Below are 17,985 nucleotides of genomic sequence, written 5' to 3'. Positions count from 1 at the left end.
ACACACCAACACACCAGCACACAACCGAAGGGCCGGACCCCACCACGGGGCCCGGCCCTTCGGCATGCTCAGTCGGTGGCGAGGACGGCCAGGATCTGCTCGCCGTACTTGGCGAGTTTGTTCTCGCCGACCCCGCTGACCCGGGACAGGTCGGCCAGTGTGCGGGGCGCGTCGCTGGCGATCTGTCGCAGGGTGGCGTCGTGGAAGATCACGTACGCCGGAACGCCCTGCTCTTTGGCGGTGGTCGCCCGCCAGCCGCGCAGCCGCTCGAACAGCGACGCGGCGGCCGGGGTCAGCTCGGCCACGACGGTGGACGAGCCGCGCGGCTTCGACGAGCGGCTCGACGGCGGCTTCTCCGGCTCGCGGCGCATGGTGACGGTGCGGCGGCGGCCGAGCACGTCGCCGCTCGCCTCGGTCAGCGCCAGCGTGCCGTAGTCACCCTCCACGGCGAGCAGCCCTTCGGCGAGCAGTTGCCGGACCACGCCCCGCCACTCGGCCTCACTGAGCTCGGCGCCGATGCCGAAGACGGTCAGCGAGTCGTGACCGTACTGGCTGATCTTGTCGGTCTGCCTGCCGAGCAGGATGTCGATGCAGTGCCCGGCACCGAAGCGCTGGTTGCGTTCGCGGTCGAGGCGGAAGACGGTGGACAGCAACTTCTGGGCGGCGACGGTGCCGTCCCAGGATTCCGGTGGGGTGAGGCAGGTGTCGCAGTTGCCGCAGGCGGTCGTCGTCGTCTCGCCGAAGTATTCGAGCAGCTGGACCCGCCGGCAGCGGACCGTCTCGCAGAGGGCGAGCATCGCGTCCAGGTGCGTGGCCAGGTTGCGGCGGTGGGCGAGGTCGCCGTCGGACGTCTCGATCATCTTGCGTTGCTGGACGACGTCCTGGAGCCCGTACGCCAGCCAGGCGGTGGACGGCAGGCCGTCCCGGCCGGCGCGGCCGGTCTCCTGGTAGTAGCCCTCGACGGACTTGGGTAGGTCGAGGTGGGCGACGAACCTGACGTCGGGCTTGTCGATGCCCATGCCGAAGGCGATGGTGGCCACCATGACCAGGCCGTCCTCGCGCAGGAAGCGCTGCTGGTTGGCGGCGCGGGTGCCCGCGTCCAGCCCTGCGTGGTAGGGCAGGGCGGCGATCCCGTTGGCGCTGAGGAACTCCGCCGTCTTGTCGACCGAGGCCCGGGACAGGCAGTAGACGATGCCGGCGTCGCCGGGGTGCTCGTCACGCAGCAGGGTCAGCAGCTGCTTGCGGGGCTCGCGCTTGGGCACGATCCGGTACTGGATGTTGGGCCGGTCGAAGCTGGCCACGAAGTGCCGGGCGTCGTCGAGCTTGAGTCGGGTGGCGATCTCGGTGCGGGTGGCGCTGGTCGCGGTGGCGGTCAGCGCGATCCGGGGGACCTGCGGCCAGCGTTCGTGCAGCATCGACAGCGCGAGGTAGTCGGGGCGGAAGTCGTGCCCCCACTGGGACACGCAGTGCGCCTCGTCGATCGCAAACAGCGAGATGCGTCCGCGGTCCAGGAGGGCGAGGGTGGACCGGACGCCGAGCGCCTCCGGGGCCAGGTAGAGCAGGTCCAGCTCACCGGCGACGAAGGCGGCCTCCACCCGCCGCCGGGCGTCCAGGGTCTGGGTCGAGTTGAGGAACCCGGCGCGCACGCCGACCGCGGTGAGCGCGTCCACCTGGTCCTGCATGAGCGCGATCAGCGGGGACACCACGACCGCTACCCCTTCGCGGACCAGCGCCGGGATCTGGTAGCACAGGGACTTGCCGCCACCGGTGGGCATCAACACCAGCGCGTCGCCGCCGGCGACCACGTGGTCGATCACGTCCTGCTGGAAACCGCGGAAGGCGTCGTAGCCGAACACCCGGCGCAGCACCGGCAGCGCTTCCTCGGTACGCAGGTCGGTGGGAGAGGCCATCCGGGGAGTCTACGAGCCGACCCCGACAGCGCCCGCCCGGCGCACCCGGACCGGTGCGTCGGCGACGGGTGCCCGGCCCTGACCCGACGGCGGGATAGAGTCGCTGATTGACCAATCGCGGCCGAAGGCGGCCGCGGCGCCAGGGCTTGGGGGTACGGGTGAGCGAGGCGCGCACAGTCGGTGACCGGATCGACGGCCCGCAGGCCGACGACGAGCAGTCGGCGGCCGAGTCGGAAACCACCCTCGTGGTGGTCACCGGCCTCTCCGGGGGTGGCCGCAGCACTGTCGCCCGGGCGTTGGAGAACGTCGGCTACTACGTCGTGGACAACCTGCCGCAGGCCCTGATGCTGGACATGGCCGAGCTGGCGTTCAAGGCGGGCGGCGCGGCCCGGCGTACCGCCATGGTGCTGGACGTGCGGTCGCGGGCCTTCTCCACCGACCTGGCCGGGGCGATCCGGGAGCTCAAGGAGCGCGGCTTCTCGCCCCGGGTGGTCTTCGTGGACGCCGATGACGAGGTGCTGATCCGGCGGTTCGAGAGCGTTCGGCGTTCGCACCCGTTGCAGGGTGACGGGCGGCTGGCCGACGGCATCGCCGTGGAACGCGGTCTGCTGGAGGAGGCCCGCGATCAGGCCGACGTGATCATCGACACGAGCCACCTGAACGTCAACCAGCTCCGGCGGCGCATCGAGGAGCTGTTCGGCGGCGAGGACGCCCGCCGGCTGCGGGTCACCGTGTTGTCGTTCGGCTTCAAGTACGGCCTGCCACCGGACGCCGATTTCGTGCTGGACGCCCGCTTCCTGCCCAATCCCTACTGGGTGCCGGAGCTGCGTGAGCACACCGGACGGGAGGAGGCGGTCAGCGCGTACGTGCTGGGTCAGGAGGGCGCGGACGCCTTCGTCGCCTCGTACGCCGACCTGGTCAACGCCACCACTACCGGCTTCGAGCGGGAGGGCAAGCGGTACCTCACCGTCGCCGTGGGCTGCACCGGCGGCAAGCACCGCAGCGTGGCCATCGCCGAGGAGCTGGCCAGCCGACTGCGGCACTCCGGGCTGGCGGCGAACGCCCAGCACCGTGACCTGGGGCGGGAATGACGACCCGGCGGGTGGTGGCGTTCGGCGGCGGGCACGGGCTGTCCGCCTCGTTGCGCGCGCTGCGCCACTGCGCTCCCGAACTCGACCTCGACATCACCGCGGTGGTGACGGTGGGTGACGACGGTGGCTCCAGTGGTCGGCTGCGGGCCGAGCGGGGTGGCCTGCCCCCGGGTGATCTGCGTCAGGCGCTCGTGGCGTTGGCCGGGGACCACCCGGCCACCCGGCGCAGCGCCGGACTGTTCCAGCACCGCTTCGCCGCCGTGCCGGTGGGCGTACCCCGATCCGACGGGACCGACAGGGGCTCGGCGGCAAGCGACGACCCGGGCCCGGACGGCCCGGCCCCGCACGGTGCGGCCCCGCGCGACACCGACGGCGCGTCGGCCGGCACGGACGGTCTGACCGGGCACGCGGTGGGCAACCTGGTGCTCTGCGGCCTGATGGAGCTGCTCGGCGACCCGGTGGCGGCGCTGGAGCACGCCGGCGCGATGCTCGGCGCGGTCGGCCGGGTGCTGCCGATGTCCCGCCAACCGGTCGGGATCGAGGCCCGGGTACGCGGGGCCGACCCGGCCGCCCCCGACGAGGTGCGCACGGTCACCGGCCAGCACCAGGTGGCCGTCACCACCGGACGGGTCGAGTCGCTGCGCCTGACACCGAGCGCCCCGCCGGCCTGCGCCGAGGCCATCGAGGCGATCCGGGCGGCCGACTGGCTGATCTTCGGGCCGGGCAGCTGGTACACCAGCGTGCTGCCGCACCTGCTGGTGCCGCAGTTGGCCGACGCCATCGTGTCCACCTCGGCCCGGCGGCTGGTCACGCTGAACCTCGCCGCGGAGAAGGAGACCCTCGGGCTCTCCGTCGCCGACCACCTCGCGGCGCTGCACTGGTACCTGCCCGAGCTGAAGGTGGATCTCGTGCTCGCCGACGCCAAGGCGGTGGGTGACCCCGAACCGGTCGAACGTGCGGCAGAATCGCTGGGTGCCCGCCTGGTCCTCGCCCCCGTCGCCGTTGTCGACGGGACTCCCCGCCATGATCCGGCTGCCCTGGGCGCCGCGCTGGTGCCTGTCCTGGGCGCCGATCGTTAGACACGTACGTAATCTCCGGCGACACGCCGGAACAGGTCCGTGAGGGGACGCACAATGGCGATGACGGCCGCGGTCAAGGACGAGCTGAGTCGGGTCGACGTGCCCAAGCCCTGCTGCCGGCGGGCGGAGATGGCCGCACTGCTGCGCTTCGCCGGCGGGTTGCACATCGTCTCCGGCCGGGTGGTGGTGGAGGCGGAACTGGACACCGGGGCGGTTGCCCGGCGGTTGCGCCGGGAGATCGCCGAGGTCTACGGCTATCCCAGCGAGATCCACGTGCTGGCCTCCGGTGGGCTGCGCAAGGGCAGCCACTTCATCGTGCGAGTGGTCAAGGACGGTGAGGCCCTCGCCCGGCAGACCGGGCTGCTCGACGTGCGGGGCCGCCCGGTGCGCGGTCTGCCCCCGCACGTGGTGGCGGCGAACGTCTGCTGCGCGGTGTCCGCGTGGCGGGGCGCGTTCATGGCCCACGGCTCGCTCACCGAGCCCGGCCGCTCCAGCGCGCTGGAGATCACCTGCCCGGGGCCGGAGTCGGCGCTGGCGCTGGTCGGCGCGGCCCGGCGCATCGGCATCACCGCGAAGAACCGTGAGGTACGCGGGGTGGACCGGGTGGTCGTCAAGGACGGCGACGCGATCGCCGCGCTGCTCACCCGGATCGGCGCGCACTCCAGCGTGCTGGCCTGGGAGGAGCGCCGGGTACGCCGTGAGGTGCGGGCCACCGCCAACCGGCTCGCCAACTTCGACGACGCCAACCTGCGCCGTTCGGCGCGGGCGGCGGTCGCCGCGGCCGCCCGGGTCACCCGAGCGTTGGAGATCCTGGCCGACGAGGCGCCGAACCACCTGACCGACGCCGGGCGGTTGCGCCTGGAGCACCGGCAGGCGTCGCTGGAGGAGCTGGGGGCGCTGGCCGACCCCCCGCTGACCAAGGACGCCATCGCCGGGCGGATCCGCCGGCTCCTGGCGCTGGCCGACAAGCGGGCCCGGGACCTCGGCATCCCGGATACGGAAGCAGCCGTCACGCCCGACATGCTCGTGGTCTGATAGGACGGTGGGGCCGCACGGTGCGTCCGGGAGCACGACCCGGCGCAGCGTGGTCTCGCGCGCTCGGATAGGGTCGCTGAGTACGGCAAGGGGGCCGACACCGGCCTTTCTCGTCGTGCCCACCGCCTCGGGCGGTCAGGTCCTCAGACCGCGCGGCGGGGTGGCCGAGATGAACCGTCGACGGCCGGCTCCAACGGTCGGCGCACACCATTCCCGCCGGCCCGTTGTGTGAAGCCGGCGGACCAGAACGCGAGGAGATGGGACCTGTGACCATCCGGGTTGGCATCAACGGCTTCGGCCGAATCGGCCGTAACTTCTTCCGGGCAGTGCTGGCGTCTGACGCCGACATCGAGGTCGTGGCGGTGAACGACCTGACCGACAACGGCACGCTCGCCCACCTGCTCAAGTACGACAGCATCCTCGGTCGTCTGCCCTACGAGGTCAAGGCCACCGCCGACGAGATCACCGTCGGTGGCAAGACCATCAAGGCGTACGCCGAGAAGGACCCGTCGAAGCTGCCGTGGGGCGAGGTCGGCGCCGACGTCGTCATCGAGTCGACCGGCTTCTTCACCGACGCCACCAAGGCCAAGGCGCACGTCGACGGCGGGGCCAAGAAGGTCATCATCTCCGCACCGGCGAAGAACGAGGACGTCACCGTCGTCATGGGTGTCAACCACGACACCTACGACCCGGCGAAGCACACGATCATCTCCAACGCCTCGTGCACCACCAACTGCCTCGCCCCGATGGCGAAGGTCCTGCACGACACGTTCGGCATCCAGCACGGTCTGATGACGACGATCCACGCGTACACCCAGGACCAGAACCTTCAGGACGCGCCGCACTCGGACCTGCGTCGCGCCCGGGCCGCCGCGCTGAACATCGTGCCGACCTCCACCGGCGCCGCCAAGGCGATCGGCCTGGTCCTGCCGGACCTCAAGGGCAAGCTCGACGGGTACGCCCTGCGGGTGCCGATCCCGACCGGCTCCGTCACCGACCTCACCGTCAACGTGGGCCGCGAGACCACCGTCGACGAGGTCAACGCTGCGCTGAAGGCCGCCGCGGACGGCCCGCTCAAGGGCATCCTGGTCTACAACGAGGACCCGATCGTCTCCACCGACATCGTGACCGACCCGGCGTCGTGCATCTTCGACGCGCCGCTGACCAAGGTGGTCGGCAACCAGGTCAAGGTCGTCGGCTGGTACGACAACGAGTGGGGCTACTCCAACCGTCTGGTCGACCTCGTCAAGCTGGTCGGTAGCTCGCTGTGAGCATCCGGACCCTCGACGATCTGCTCGCCGAGGGGGTGTCGGGTCGGCGCGTGCTGGTGCGCGCCGACCTGAACGTCCCGCTCGACAAGCAGTCCGGCGCGATCACTGATGACGGCCGGATCCGCGCGGTGCTGCCGACCCTCGGCGCGCTGGTCGAGGCCGGCGCGAAGGTGGTCGTCTGCTCGCACCTGGGCCGCCCGAAGGGCGCGCCGGACCCGCAGTTCAGCCTGGGCCCGGTCGCCGGGCGGCTCGGTGAGCTGCTCGGCGCGCCGGTGCACTTCGCCACCGACACCGTCGGCGAGTCGGCTCGCTCCACAGTGGCCGGCCTGGCCGACGGTCAGGTCGCCCTCCTGGAGAACCTGCGCTTCAACGCGGGTGAGACCAGCAAGGACGAGGCCGAGCGGGGCGCCTTCGCCGACCAGCTCGCCGCGTTCGGCGACGCGTACGTGGACGACGCGTTCGGTGCCGTGCACCGCAAGCACGCCAGCGTCTTCGACGTGCCGGCCCGGTTGCCGCACGTCGCGGGCCGGCTGGTGCTGCGTGAGGTCGAGGTCCTCTCGAAGCTCACCGGTGACCCCGAGCGGCCGTACGTGGTGGTGCTCGGTGGGTCGAAGGTGTCCGACAAGCTCGCCGTGATCGAGGCGCTGCTGCCCACCGTCGACCGGCTGCTCATCGGTGGCGGGATGTGCTTCACCTTCCTCAAGGCCCAGGGCCTGGAGGTGGGCACCTCGCTGCTGGAGAAGGACATGGTCGAAACCTGCCGCAACCTGCTGGAGCGGGCCAACGGCAAGATCCTGCTCCCGGTCGACGTGGTGGTCGCGGACGCGTTCGCTCCGGACGCGGCGCACGACACGGTGCGGGTCGACGGCATCCCGAGCCACCGGCTCGGCCTGGATGTCGGCCCGGAGACGGTGGCTGGCTTCAGCGCCGCCCTGTCCCAGGCGAAGACGATCTTCTGGAACGGCCCGATGGGCGTGTTCGAGATGCCGGCGTTCGCGGCCGGCACCCGGGGGGTCGCCGAGGCGATCACCAAGGCCGACGCGTTCAGCGTCGTCGGTGGCGGTGACAGCGCGGCGGCGGTCCGTGCCCTGGGGCTGGACGAGTCGTCCTTCGGGCACATCTCCACCGGTGGTGGCGCCTCCCTGGAATACCTCGAGGGCAAGACCCTCCCCGGCATCGCGGCCCTGGAGAGCTGAACATGGCGAGCACCACCCGCCGGCCGTTGATGGCCGGCAACTGGAAGATGAACCTCAACCACCTCGAGGCCAACCTGCTGGTGCAGAAGTTGGCGGCGAGTCTCACCGAGAAGCAGCTCACCGACGTCGAGACGGTCGTGCTGCCGCCCTTCACCGACCTGCGGACCGTGCAGACCGCGGTGGACGGCGACAAGCTGCTGATCGGCTACGGCGCGCAGGACCTCTCTCCGCACGCGTCCGGCGCGTACACCGGGGATATCTCCGGGTCGATGCTGGCCAAGCTCGGCTGCACGTACGTCGTGGTGGGGCACTCCGAGCGGCGGGCCTACCACCACGAGGACGACGCGCTGGTCAACGCCAAGGTCAAGGCGGCGCTGACGCACGGCCTGACGCCGATCCTCTGCGTGGGGGAGGGGCTGGACGTCCGCGAGCAGGGCGGCCATGTGGCGCACTGCTCCGACCAGCTCGACGGGGGCCTCGCCGGGCTCACCCCCGAGCAGGTGCGGCAGGTAGTGGTCGCGTACGAGCCGGTCTGGGCGATCGGCACCGGCAAGACCGCGACCCCTGACGACGCTCAGGAGGTCTGCGGGGCGGTACGTCAGCGGCTGGCGGCCCGCTTCGGCCAGGAGACCGCCGACCAGGTCCGGGTCCTCTACGGCGGCTCGGTCAAGGCGTCCAACATCGCCTCGATCATGAGTCAGGCGGACGTGGACGGGGGCCTGGTGGGGGGCGCCAGCCTGGACGCCGAGGAATTCGCTCAGATCTGCCGGTTCCCGGAGCACCTCGCTCGCTGATCGCTCGGTATCCTTGACACCGCCCGTCCGCCGGTCGGTGCCGCCGTGCCCGATCAGACCGGGCGAGGATCGCTACGAGAGGAACTGACCCCAGCCATGCCGATCTGGTTCGCATACACGTTGATCGTGTTGCTGGTCATCACGAGCATTCTGCTCACCCTGCTGATCCTGCTGCACCGCGGCAAGGGCGGCGGTCTGTCGAGCATGTTCGGCGGTGGCGTCAGCTCCAGCCTCGCTGGCTCCTCGGTCGCGGAGAAGAACCTGGACCGCTACACCGTGCTGGTGAGCGTCGTCTGGTTCGCCGCGATCGTCGGGCTCGGGCTCTGGCTGCGCCTCCAGATGAACAGCGGCGCCTGAGCAGGCCCAGTAAGTCGTACAATCTGCGCGCGGTTCGTCACTCGACGGGCCGCGCGCAGGCTTTTCCCCGCTGCACCGCGTCGCCCGCCGCTCCACCCCCGAAGACGGCGGGTCCCCTCCGACGACAGGAGCGAGCAGCCGTGCCGAGTGGCAACGTTATCCGGGGAGCCCGGGTCGGGTCCGCACCCATGCGCCCGGACGAGCGGCACCAACCCGCCCCCCGACAGGACGTCACCTACTGGTGCCGTAACGACCACCGGGTCGACATCCGGATCGCCGCGGACGTCGAGCCGCCGGCCCTGTGGGACTGCCCCCGCTGCGGGCTGCCCGCCGGCCCGGACGCCCAGAACCCGCCGGGCCGGGCCCGCGCCGAACCGTACAAGAGCCACCTGGCGTACGTGAAGGAGCGGCGCACCGCCGAGGAGGGCGAGGCCCTGCTGAACGAGGCACTCGCCGCTCTGCGGCGCCGACGCGGCGAGTAGCGGGCCGCGCTCAGCGCAGGCTGCGCAGCCGGGCGGGCACGTCGGCTGCCGCCGCCCGGTCCAACAGCCAACGGGTGCGGCTCACACCGCGCACGCCGGCCGCCGGCAACTGGACCGGCCCCGCGCCGGCCAACGCCATACCCACCGCGCGAGCCTTGTCGGCGCCGGCGGCCACCAGCCAGACCTCCTCGGCGGTGTTGATCGCCGGCAGGGTGAGGGTGGTCCGCGTCGGCGGCGGCTTGGGGCTGCCCCGCACCGCGCTGACCGGCCGCGTCTCGTAGCCGACCGGGTGCTCGGGAAAGACCGACGCCACGTGGCCGTCCTCGCCGACGCCCAGCATCAGCACGTCGAAGTGCGGCAGGGTGGCGTGCCCGGGCCGGGCGGCGCGGGCCAGTTCCTCCGCGTACCCGGCAGCCGCCGCCTCGGGGTCGTTGCCGGATGGGCCGTCCGAGGCCGGCATCGCGTGCACCCGGGCCGGGTCCAGCGGCACCACGTCCAGCAGGGCGGCGCGAGCCTGGGTCTCGTTGCGGTCCGGATCACCGGCGGGCAGGAACCGCTCGTCGCCCCACCACACGTCGACCCGGGACCAGTTCACCGCGTCGCGGGCCGGCAGCGCCGCCACCGCCCGGTACACGGCCGCGGCGACCCGACCGCCGGTGAGCACCACCGAGGCTTCGCCCCGGTCGGCCTGGGCGTCGAGCAGCTTCACCAGCAACCGGGCCGCCACGGCCTGCGCCAGCAGGTCGGCGTCGGCGTGGACGGCGACACTCGCCTCACTCATGGTTGCGCCTTCGTTTCCCGACCGCGGGGCGGTCGCTGTCGTGCCCGGGACGGTCCGCCCGAGGTGGTGGAGAGAAAACCCCAGAGGTTGCGGGGCAGGGCCGGTGGGTACCGGCCCTGCCCGACGTCGTGCCCCGGCTGGGCTCAGCCCTCGCCGCTGGTGCCGGCGTGCGCGGTGACCCCGGCCTCGGCGCGCTGCGCGGTGGCCGGGTCCTTCCAGACGTGGACCCGCTGCGGCGGGCGCTGCTCCAGCCCGCGCAGGCCGGCCGTCGCGCCCAGCGCCTCCGCGTACACCTGGTCGGCGTCCAGCCGGCGCAGCTCCTCGGCCAGCTCGTCGCCGAGCGGGCGGCGGACCAGCGGCAGAGCCCGGTCCTCCTGACCCGTGCGCCGGAACACGGCCATGCTGTCCTCGCGGGTCAGCGTCAGCTGGTCGCCGTTGGCGCAGCTGAGCTGCACCTCCCGCATGCGGGGGTACTCGTTGCTGTCCACCCGGTGCGGGGTGATGCCGAGCCGGCTGGACAGCCAACCCGCCATCAGCGCCGCCGTCGGGTCGCTGGGCGGCGCGACGATTGTCGCCTCGGTGACCTGGGCGCTGGTGGTGTCGAACGCCCCGGCGACCAGGGTGCGCCACGGGGTGATGCGGGTCCACGCCAGGTCGGTGTCGCCCGGTGCGTAGTCCCGGGCACGCTGCCGCAGCGCCTCCACCGGGTCGGCGGCCTGCGCGCAGTCGGTGATCCTCCGGTCGGCCACCACCCCGAGGAAGTCGGTGGCGATCTCCGCCGGCGGCTCGCCGTGCCACCAGGTGACCACCGGCACGTCGGGCACGAGCAGCGGCATCACGACCGACTCGGCGTGCAGCGACAGCCGGCCGTACATCCGGGTGACCACCGCCTCGCACGGGCCGAGCCGGCCACCGACCACGATCTCCGCGTCCAGTCGGTTGCGGTCCCGCTCGATCTCCGAGCGCACCACCACCAGGAGCCGGCACGGGTGGGCGGCGGCGGCGATCGTCGCCGCCGCCTCCGCCTCCCGGACCCGCTTTTCGTCCACGACCACGATGAGGGTGAGCGCCATGCCGCTGGCCACCCCACCGGCGCTGCGCCGCTCGGCGGCGAGCGCCTTGACCACCTCGTTGCCGGTGGTGTCCCACAGCCCGATCATGCTCGTCTCCAGGCGCGGCCCTCACGGGCCAGCATCTCGTCGGAGGCCCGCGGGCCCCACTCACCGGCCCGGTACGGCTCCGGGGTGGTGCCCGCCCAGGCGTGCTCCAGGGGGTCGATCACCTGCCAGCTCTGTTCGACCTCGGCCGCGTCCGGGAACAGGGTGCGGTCACCGATCAGCACGTCCAGGACGAGGCGCTCGTACGCCTCGGGGCTGGACTCGGTGAACGCCTCGCCGTACTGGAAGTCCATCGCGATGTCGCGGACCTCCATGGTGGTGCCCGGCACCTTCGAACCGAACTTGAGCACCACGCCCTCGTCCGGCTGCACCCGGATGACCAGCTGGTTGTTGCCCAACGACTCCATGTCGGCGTCGTTGAACGGCAGGTGCGGCGCCTTCTTGAACATGATGGCGACCTCGGTGACCCGCCGGGGCAGCCGCTTGCCGGCCCGGATGTAGAACGGCACCTCCGCCCAACGGCGGTTCTGGATACCCAGCCGCACCGCCACGTACGTCTCCGTGGTGGAGTCGGCGGGGACGTCCTGCTCGTCCCGGTAACCGACAGCGCGTTCGCCGCCCACCCAGCCGGGCAGGTACTGGCCGCGGACGGTGTCGCGGGTGACGTCCTTGGGCAGGGTGATGGCCTTGAGCACCTTCAGCTTCTCGGCCCGGATCTCGTCGGCGTCGAAGCTGGTCGGCTCCTCCATCGCCACCAGGGCGAGGAGTTGCAGGAGGTGGTTCTGCAGCACGTCCCGGGCGGTGCCGACGGTGTCGTAGAAGCCGGCGCGGGTGCCGATGCCGACGTCCTCCGCCATGGTGATCTGCACCGAGTCGACGTACTTGGAGTTCCACAGAGGCTCGAACAGGTTGTTGGCGAACCGCAGGGCGAGGATGTTCTGAACCGTCTCCTTGCCCAGGTAGTGGTCGATCCGGAAGACGTCCTGCCGGGTGAACACGTCGTCGACGAGGTCGTTGAGCGCCTTCGCCGACGGCAGGTCGTTGCCGAAGGGCTTCTCCACCACGACCCGCCGCCAACCGCCGGACTTGGCGTTGTCGGCCATCCCGGTGCGGGCCAACTGCTTGAGCACCACCGGGAAGGCGGCCGGGGGGATGGAGAAGTAGAACGCCGCGTTACCGGCGATGCCGTGGGTCTGGCGCAGGTCGTCCAGGGTCGAGGCGAGGTGGTCGAAGGCGGCGTCGTCGTCGAACGAGCCACCCACGAACTTGATGTTGCCGGCCAGCCGCGCCCACACCTCGTCCCGCCACGGCGTACGGGCGTGCTTCTTCGCCGCCTCGCAGGCCAGGGTCTCGAAGTCACCGTCGCCCCAGTCGCGACGCGCGAAGCCGAGCACCACGAAGCCGGGCGGTAGCAGCCCCCGGTTGGCCAGGTCGTAGACCGCGGGGAGCAGCTTCTTGCGGGACAGGTCGCCGGTCACCCCGAAGATCACCAGAGCGCACGGCTCGGGGATCCGGGGCAACCGGCGGTCCTGCGGGTCGCGCAGCGGGTTCACGGAGCCACCTTCAACTCGCGACTGCGGGGCTTGCAACCCCGGCTCACTCCTCGCGCTCACCGACCCACCTCCTCGCTCCGCCTCAGTCACGTCGTCCATCCTCACGCCCGCAGATCACCGGCCGCGTCCAGTAGTTGGGCGACACCGGCGGCCCGGTCGGTCAGGTGCAGCCGCAGCACCGGCCGCTCCCGACCGGCGAGCGCCTGCCGGTCCCCGGCGGCCTGCGCCGCCTGCAGCTCACCGAAGGTGTACGGCTTGCCCGGCACCGCCAGGTCCTCGGCCACCGCGCCGGTCACCTGCAGGTAGCTACCCACCTGCGGACCGCCCTTGTGGTACTGGCCGGTGGAGTGCAGGAAGCGCGGCCCCCAGCCGAAGGTGACCGGCCGCCCGCCCGCCTGCGCCAGCAGCGGCCGCAGCCGGGCCGCGTCGGCGTCGGCGAACCGGTCGAGGTACGCCATCACCGCGAGGTAACCGTCGTCGCCCAACCCGTCGAGCAGCCAGCGCAGCACGCCGGCCAGGTCACCCGGGGCGCCCTGCGGGGCGTACACCTCGATCGCGCCCTCGGTGAACGACGGCGTCTCCGCCGGCAGGCCCGAGGCCAGGATCTTGTTGGTGTTCTCCTTGGACTCCGTGACGTTCGGCTGGTTGAACGGGTCGATCCCGAGCACCACACCGGCCACCGCGGTGGCGTACTCCCAGGCCAGGAACTGCGCGCCCAGCGGGCCGTTGACGGCCACGTCCGGGGTGGCGCCGCCGCCCGGCACGTCACCGGGGGCCAGCGCGCCCCCGTAGCTGACGGTCAGCACGTCCGCGCCGGTGGCACCGGGGCTCTGCGGGGACTCCACGACCACCGGGAGGATGCCCACCCCGGCCTTGCCGGTCGACTCGGCGATCAACTGCTCGGCCCAGTCGCCGAGCCCGTCGATGCCGGTGCCGTCGGAGACGAGGGCGACCTTGTCCCGAGCCAGCGTGGCCGCGGCGCCCAGCGCGGCGCCCAGGGCCAATGCCGGATTGTTCTGGTCCGCGCCGAGCGAGGTGGCCAGCGCGTCGGCCTGGTCGAGCAGTTCCGCGACCTCCACGCCGGCCAGCGCCGACGGCACCAGACCGAACGCGGTGAGCGCCGAGTACCGGCCGCCGACGTTCGGGTCGGCGAGCACGGTGAACGCGCCCATCTCGGCCGCGGTGGCCTCCAGCGGCGAACCCGGGTCGGTGACGATGACGAAGTGCCGGCCGGCCTCCGCCTCGGTCATCCCGGCGTCCAGGAACGCCTGCCAGTAGGCGCGCCGGTGGCTGTCGGTCTCCACCGTCGACCCGGACTTGCTGGCCACCACCACGACGGTGCGCTCCAGCCGGTCACCGAGCGCCGCCCGGACCTGACCCGGGTCGGTGGTGTCCAGCACCGTCAGGGGACGACCCAGCGTCTGGGTGATCACCTCGGGCGCGAGCGACGAACCGCCCATGCCGGCGAGCACCACGTGATCCAGGTCGGCCAGCTCCGCGGTCAGCTCGGCCAACTGCGCGAGCAGCTCGCGGCTGCGCCGGTGGGTGTCCACCCAGCCCAGGCGGATCTTCGCCTCGGCCTCGGCGTCCGGACCCCACAGGCTCGGGTCCTTGCCCGCCAGCTTGCCCGGGACGCCGGCCTTGACCAGCGCGTCCCGGGTTGAGGCGGGCGCGGCCTTGTCGACCGCGTCCGCGCCGTACACGGAGAGCCCGGCGGCTCCCTCCACCGCCCCAGCAAGCAGGTCGCTCATGCCGTCACTCCGCTTCGCCGCGTGCCGTCATGAGGCAGCGTTGCACTGAGCTTGCTGATTCGCTCGCTGCGCTCGCTCATGCGCCACCGGCCTTCTCGGCGGCCTTGGCGTTGCCCTTGGCCGCCTTGTTCGGCGAGCCCTTGCCGGTGCCCGCCGCCGCCAGCGACTTGCTGACACCGTCGAGCAGCTCCTGCCAGCTCGCCTCGAACTTCTCCACACCCTCGCGCTCCAGGGTGGCGATCACGTCGGACATGTCCACCCCGACCGACTCCAGGTCCGCGAAGACCTTCCGGGCCGCGTCGTAGGCCCCGGTGACGGTGTCGCCGCGGGTCTCGCCGTGATCGGCGTACGCGTGGATGACCGACTCCGGCATGGTGTTGACGGTGCCGGGGGCGATCAGCTCCTCGACGTAGATGACGTCCCGGTAGTCCGGGTTCTTCGTCGAGGTGGACGCCCACAGCGGCCGCTGCGGGTGCGCCCCGGCCGCCTCGAGCGCCTTCCAACGGTCCGAGGAGAACACCTCCGTGTAGCGCTCGTACGCCAGCTGGGCGTTGGCCACGGCGGCCTTGCCCCGCAGCGCCTTGGCCTGGTCGGAGCCGACCTTCTCCAATCGCTTGTCGACCTCGGAGTCGACCCGGGAGACGAAGAACGACGCCACGGAGCCGATCGTCGACAGGTCGTGACCGTTCGCCTTGGCCTGCTCCAGACCGGCCAGGAACGCCTCCATGACCGCCGAGTAGCGGTCCAGACCGAAGATCAGCGTCACGTTGACGCTGATGCCCTCGGCGAGGGTGTCGGTGATCGCCGACAGGCCCTCCTCGGTGGCCGGGATCTTGATGAAGAGGTTGGGCCGGTCCACCAGCCACCACAGCGCCTTGGCCTCGGCGACGGTCTTGTCCGCGTCGTGCGCGCTGCGCGGGTCCACCTCGATCGAGACCCGGCCGTCGACACCGGCGCTGCCGTCGTACGACGGGCGCATCACGTCGCAGGCCCACCGTACGTCGTACGTGGTGAGCATCCGTACGGCCTCTTCCACGTCCACCCCACGGATGGCGAGGTCACGCAGCTGCCAGTTGTACTCGTCGGCGTCGCTCAGCGCCTTCGCGAAGATCGTCGGGTTGGTGGTGACACCGGCCACGTGCTTCTCGCGGCGCAGCTGGTCCAGCCCGCCGGAGCTCAACCGCACCCGGGAAAGATCGTCGAGCCAGACCGCCACACCTGCGGCGGTGAGCTCATTCAGCTTGTCCGTCATGCCATCCACGCTCCCTCAGTTGCCGGTCGTGAAACCGGTGATGTCGCCCACCCGGGCCAGCGAGGCGTGTGCTGCCGCCACGATCCGGTCGGGGGTGAACCCGAACTGCTCGAAGAGCACGGTGTGCGGGGCACTCGCGCCGTAGTGCTCCAGGCTGACGCTCTCGCCGAGGTCACCGACGATGCCGCGCCAGGACATCGCGATGCCCGCCTCCACGCTCACCCGTGCCTTTACCCCGCGCGGGAGCACCGACTCCCGGTACGCCTCGTCCTGCTCGTAAAACCACTCCTGGCAGGGCATCGAGACGACCCGGGTCGGGGTGCCATCGGCCTCCAGCCGCTCCCGGGCGGTCAGGCAGAGCTGCACCTCGGAACCGGTGCCGATGATGATCACCTGAGGCTTGCCGTTGGACGCCTCGGCCAGCACGTAACCACCCTTGGCCACGCCGTCGGCGCTGCCCAGGACGTCGCGGTCCAGGGTCGGCAGCGGCTGACGGCTCAGCGCAAGCGCGGTCGGCCGGTCGGTGTGCTCCAGCGCCTGCCGCCAGGCCCACGCGGTCTCGTTGGCGTCCGCCGGACGCACCACGTCCAGGCCCGGGATGGCGCGCAGCGCGGTCAGGTGCTCCACCGGCTGGTGGGTCGGGCCGTCCTCGCCGAGGCCGATCGAGTCGTGCGTCCAGACGTAGGTCACCGGCAGCTTCATCAGCGCGGCCAGCCGCACCGACGGACGCATGTAGTCGCTGAAGACCAGGAACGTGCCGCCGTACGGGCGGGTGCCGCCGTGCAGGGCAATGCCGTTGAGGATCGCGCCCATGGCGTGCTCACGGATGCCGAAGTGCAGCGTGCGGCCGTACTCGTGGCCCGGGAAGTCCTTGGTGGCGTGCGCGGCCGGGATGAACGACGGCTCGCCCTTCATGGTGGTGTTGTTGCTCTCGGCCAGGTCGGCCGAGCCGCCCCAGAGCTCCGGGAGCACCGGCGCGAGCGCCTCCAGCACCTTGCCGGAGGCGGCCCGGGTGGCCACCCCCTTGGCGTCCGCGGGGAAGACCGGCAACGCGTCGGTCCAGCCGTCGGGGAGGACCCGCCCCGCCAACCGCTCGTAGAGCGCGGTGCGCTCCGGGTTGGCCTTCTTCCAGGCGTCGAACGCGGTGGTCCACTCCTGCTGGGCGTCGGAGCCGCGGCCCATCACCGTGCGGGCGTGGCTGAGCACCTCCTCGTCGACCTGGAAGGTCTGCTCCGGATCGAAGTCGAGGATCCGCTTGGTGGCCTTCACCTCGTCGGCGCCGAGCGCCGAACCGTGGATCTTGCCGGTGTTCTGCTTGTTGGGGGCGGGCCAGCCGATGATGGTGCGCAGCGCGATGAAGGAGGGGCGGGCGGTCTCCGCCTTGGCGGCCAGCAGCGCCGCGTAGAGCGCCTCGGCGTCCTCGTGGTAGTCGCCCTGGTCGGCGTCGCCGCTGCGCCAGTCGACGGTCTGCACGTGCCAGCCGTACGCCTCGTAGCGGGCGGCCACGTCCTCGCTCTTGGCGATCCGGGTGTCGTCCTCGATGGAGATCTCGTTGTCGTCGTAGATCACCGTGAGGTTGCCCAGCTGCTGGTGCCCGGCGAGCGCGCTGGCCTCGTGGCTGATGCCCTCCTCGATGTCACCGTCGGAGACGATGCACCAGATGTCGTGGTCGAAGACGGACGCGCCGAGCTCGGCCTCGGGGTCGAACAGGCCGCGCTCGCGGCGGGCCGCCATGGCCATGCCGACCGCGTTGCCCAGACCCTGCCCGAGCGGGCCGGTGGTGGTCTCCACGCCTGGCGTGTGCCCGTGCTCGGGGTGCCCCGGCGTCTGCGAGCCCCACTGCCGCAGCGACTTCAGGTCGTCCAGGCTCAGCGGGTAACCGGAGAGGAACAGCTGGATGTAGAGCGTCAGGCTGGAGTGCCCGGCGGAGAGGACGAACCGGTCGCGGCCGGGCCAGTTCGGGTCGGCCGGGTTGTGCCGCATGACGCGGTTGAAGAGGAGGTACGCGGCGGGCGCGAGGCTCATCGCGGTGCCCGGGTGGCCGTTGCCGGATTTCTCTACGGCGTCCATGGCCAGCACGCGGACGGTATCGACGGCCCGGCGATCGAGGTCGGACCAGTTCAGTGCGGAGTGCTCGGGTCGTTTAACAGCCACGATGGTTGTGCTCCTCGGCAGATGGGCGGAACCCTCACCGATGACCTTATCGAGCGTCCCTAAACGTGCGCCCGGGGATCTGCGCATGGTGTGCGCTACGTGACCATCCGGATGCTCGGTTCAACCCGGTGGTGTGACGGCCCGCACCGTTGTCGGGTCGG

Annotated in this window: 15 protein-coding genes; 8 read left to right on the top strand and 7 right to left on the bottom strand. The window is 71.7% G+C overall.

What is annotated here, in order from left to right; genetic code table 11:
- Nucleotides 1–68: 68 nt before the first annotated feature.
- Nucleotides 69–1,910: a DNA helicase RecQ gene (gene recQ, locus QSK15_RS31875; protein ID WP_285797740.1), complete on the bottom strand. Its 1,842-nt coding sequence runs from the start codon at nucleotides 1,908–1,910 to the stop codon at nucleotides 69–71.
- A gap of 188 nt (nucleotides 1,911–2,098) precedes the next feature.
- On the opposite strand from recQ, the gene rapZ reads away from it, so the two are divergent.
- From rapZ to QSK15_RS31835, 8 genes are all read left to right on the top strand, one after another.
- A complete protein-coding gene (gene rapZ / locus QSK15_RS31870; protein ID WP_285797745.1) occupies nucleotides 2,099–3,001 on the top strand; it encodes an RNase adapter RapZ in 903 nt (300 codons plus the stop codon).
- Nucleotides 2,998–4,080 carry a gluconeogenesis factor YvcK family protein gene (locus QSK15_RS31865; RefSeq protein ID WP_285797739.1) on the top strand — a complete coding sequence of 361 codons (1,083 nt, stop codon included), beginning with the start codon at nucleotides 2,998–3,000 and terminating at the stop codon, nucleotides 4,078–4,080. Before rapZ ends, QSK15_RS31865 begins: the two co-directional genes overlap by 4 nt.
- A 54-nt stretch (nucleotides 4,081–4,134) precedes the next feature.
- Entirely contained in the window at nucleotides 4,135–5,115 is a 981-nt protein-coding gene (gene whiA / locus QSK15_RS31860; RefSeq protein WP_030337350.1) for a DNA-binding protein WhiA, read from the top strand.
- 266 nt (nucleotides 5,116–5,381) lie between these two features.
- On the top strand, nucleotides 5,382–6,386 hold the full coding sequence (gene gap, locus QSK15_RS31855) for a type I glyceraldehyde-3-phosphate dehydrogenase (RefSeq protein WP_088988543.1): 1,005 nt from the start codon (nucleotides 5,382–5,384) through the stop codon (nucleotides 6,384–6,386).
- Nucleotides 6,383–7,582, top strand: coding sequence for a phosphoglycerate kinase (locus tag QSK15_RS31850; RefSeq protein WP_285797738.1), 1,200 nt, complete (start codon nucleotides 6,383–6,385; stop codon nucleotides 7,580–7,582). Before gap ends, QSK15_RS31850 begins: the two co-directional genes overlap by 4 nt.
- A gap of 2 nt (nucleotides 7,583–7,584) precedes the next feature.
- Nucleotides 7,585–8,376 (top strand): triose-phosphate isomerase, encoded by a 792-nt coding sequence (gene tpiA, locus QSK15_RS31845; protein WP_285797737.1) that lies wholly within the window; start codon nucleotides 7,585–7,587, stop codon nucleotides 8,374–8,376.
- A 96-nt stretch (nucleotides 8,377–8,472) separates the two neighbouring features.
- On the top strand, nucleotides 8,473–8,733 hold the full coding sequence (gene secG / locus QSK15_RS31840) for a preprotein translocase subunit SecG (RefSeq protein ID WP_030337344.1): 261 nt from the start codon (nucleotides 8,473–8,475) through the stop codon (nucleotides 8,731–8,733).
- Nucleotides 8,734–8,873: 140 nt separating this feature from the next.
- Complete coding sequence (locus QSK15_RS31835; protein ID WP_285797736.1) at nucleotides 8,874–9,215, top strand: RNA polymerase-binding protein RbpA; 342 nt, start codon at nucleotides 8,874–8,876, stop codon at nucleotides 9,213–9,215.
- A gap of 10 nt (nucleotides 9,216–9,225) precedes the next feature.
- On the opposite strand, the gene pgl is transcribed toward QSK15_RS31835, so the two are convergent.
- The 6 genes from pgl to tkt all read right to left on the bottom strand — a co-directional run bounded on the left by pgl (nucleotide 9,226) and on the right by tkt (nucleotide 17,824).
- Nucleotides 9,226–9,996, bottom strand: a complete 771-nt coding sequence (gene pgl / locus QSK15_RS31830; protein ID WP_285797735.1) for a 6-phosphogluconolactonase — start codon at nucleotides 9,994–9,996, stop codon at nucleotides 9,226–9,228.
- 143 nt (nucleotides 9,997–10,139) lie between these two features.
- Entirely contained in the window at nucleotides 10,140–11,156 is a 1,017-nt protein-coding gene (locus QSK15_RS31825) for a glucose-6-phosphate dehydrogenase assembly protein OpcA (RefSeq protein WP_285797734.1), read from the bottom strand.
- Nucleotides 11,153–12,667, bottom strand: coding sequence for a glucose-6-phosphate dehydrogenase (gene zwf, locus QSK15_RS31820; protein ID WP_285797733.1), 1,515 nt, complete (start codon nucleotides 12,665–12,667; stop codon nucleotides 11,153–11,155). The genes QSK15_RS31825 and zwf overlap by 4 nt, the downstream gene beginning before the upstream one ends.
- Before the next feature lie 101 nt (nucleotides 12,668–12,768).
- Entirely contained in the window at nucleotides 12,769–14,418 is a 1,650-nt protein-coding gene (locus tag QSK15_RS31815; protein ID WP_285797732.1) for a phosphoglucose isomerase-related protein, read from the bottom strand.
- Nucleotides 14,419–14,494: 76 nt separating this feature from the next.
- Nucleotides 14,495–15,670: a transaldolase gene (gene tal, locus QSK15_RS31810; protein ID WP_285797731.1), complete on the bottom strand. Its 1,176-nt coding sequence runs from the start codon at nucleotides 15,668–15,670 to the stop codon at nucleotides 14,495–14,497.
- A gap of 15 nt (nucleotides 15,671–15,685) precedes the next feature.
- Nucleotides 15,686–17,824 (bottom strand): transketolase, encoded by a 2,139-nt coding sequence (tkt, locus tag QSK15_RS31805; RefSeq protein ID WP_285797730.1) that lies wholly within the window; start codon nucleotides 17,822–17,824, stop codon nucleotides 15,686–15,688.
- Between the last annotated feature and the right edge of the window lie 161 nt (nucleotides 17,825–17,985).

Origin of the sequence: Micromonospora sp. NBRC 107095, assembly GCF_030269705.1 — a bacterium.
Classification (GTDB): domain Bacteria; phylum Actinomycetota; class Actinomycetes; order Mycobacteriales; family Micromonosporaceae; genus Micromonospora; species Micromonospora parva.
The sequence above is the reverse complement of the archived record's forward strand: the minus strand, read 5'-3'. Positions and strand labels throughout refer to the sequence as shown.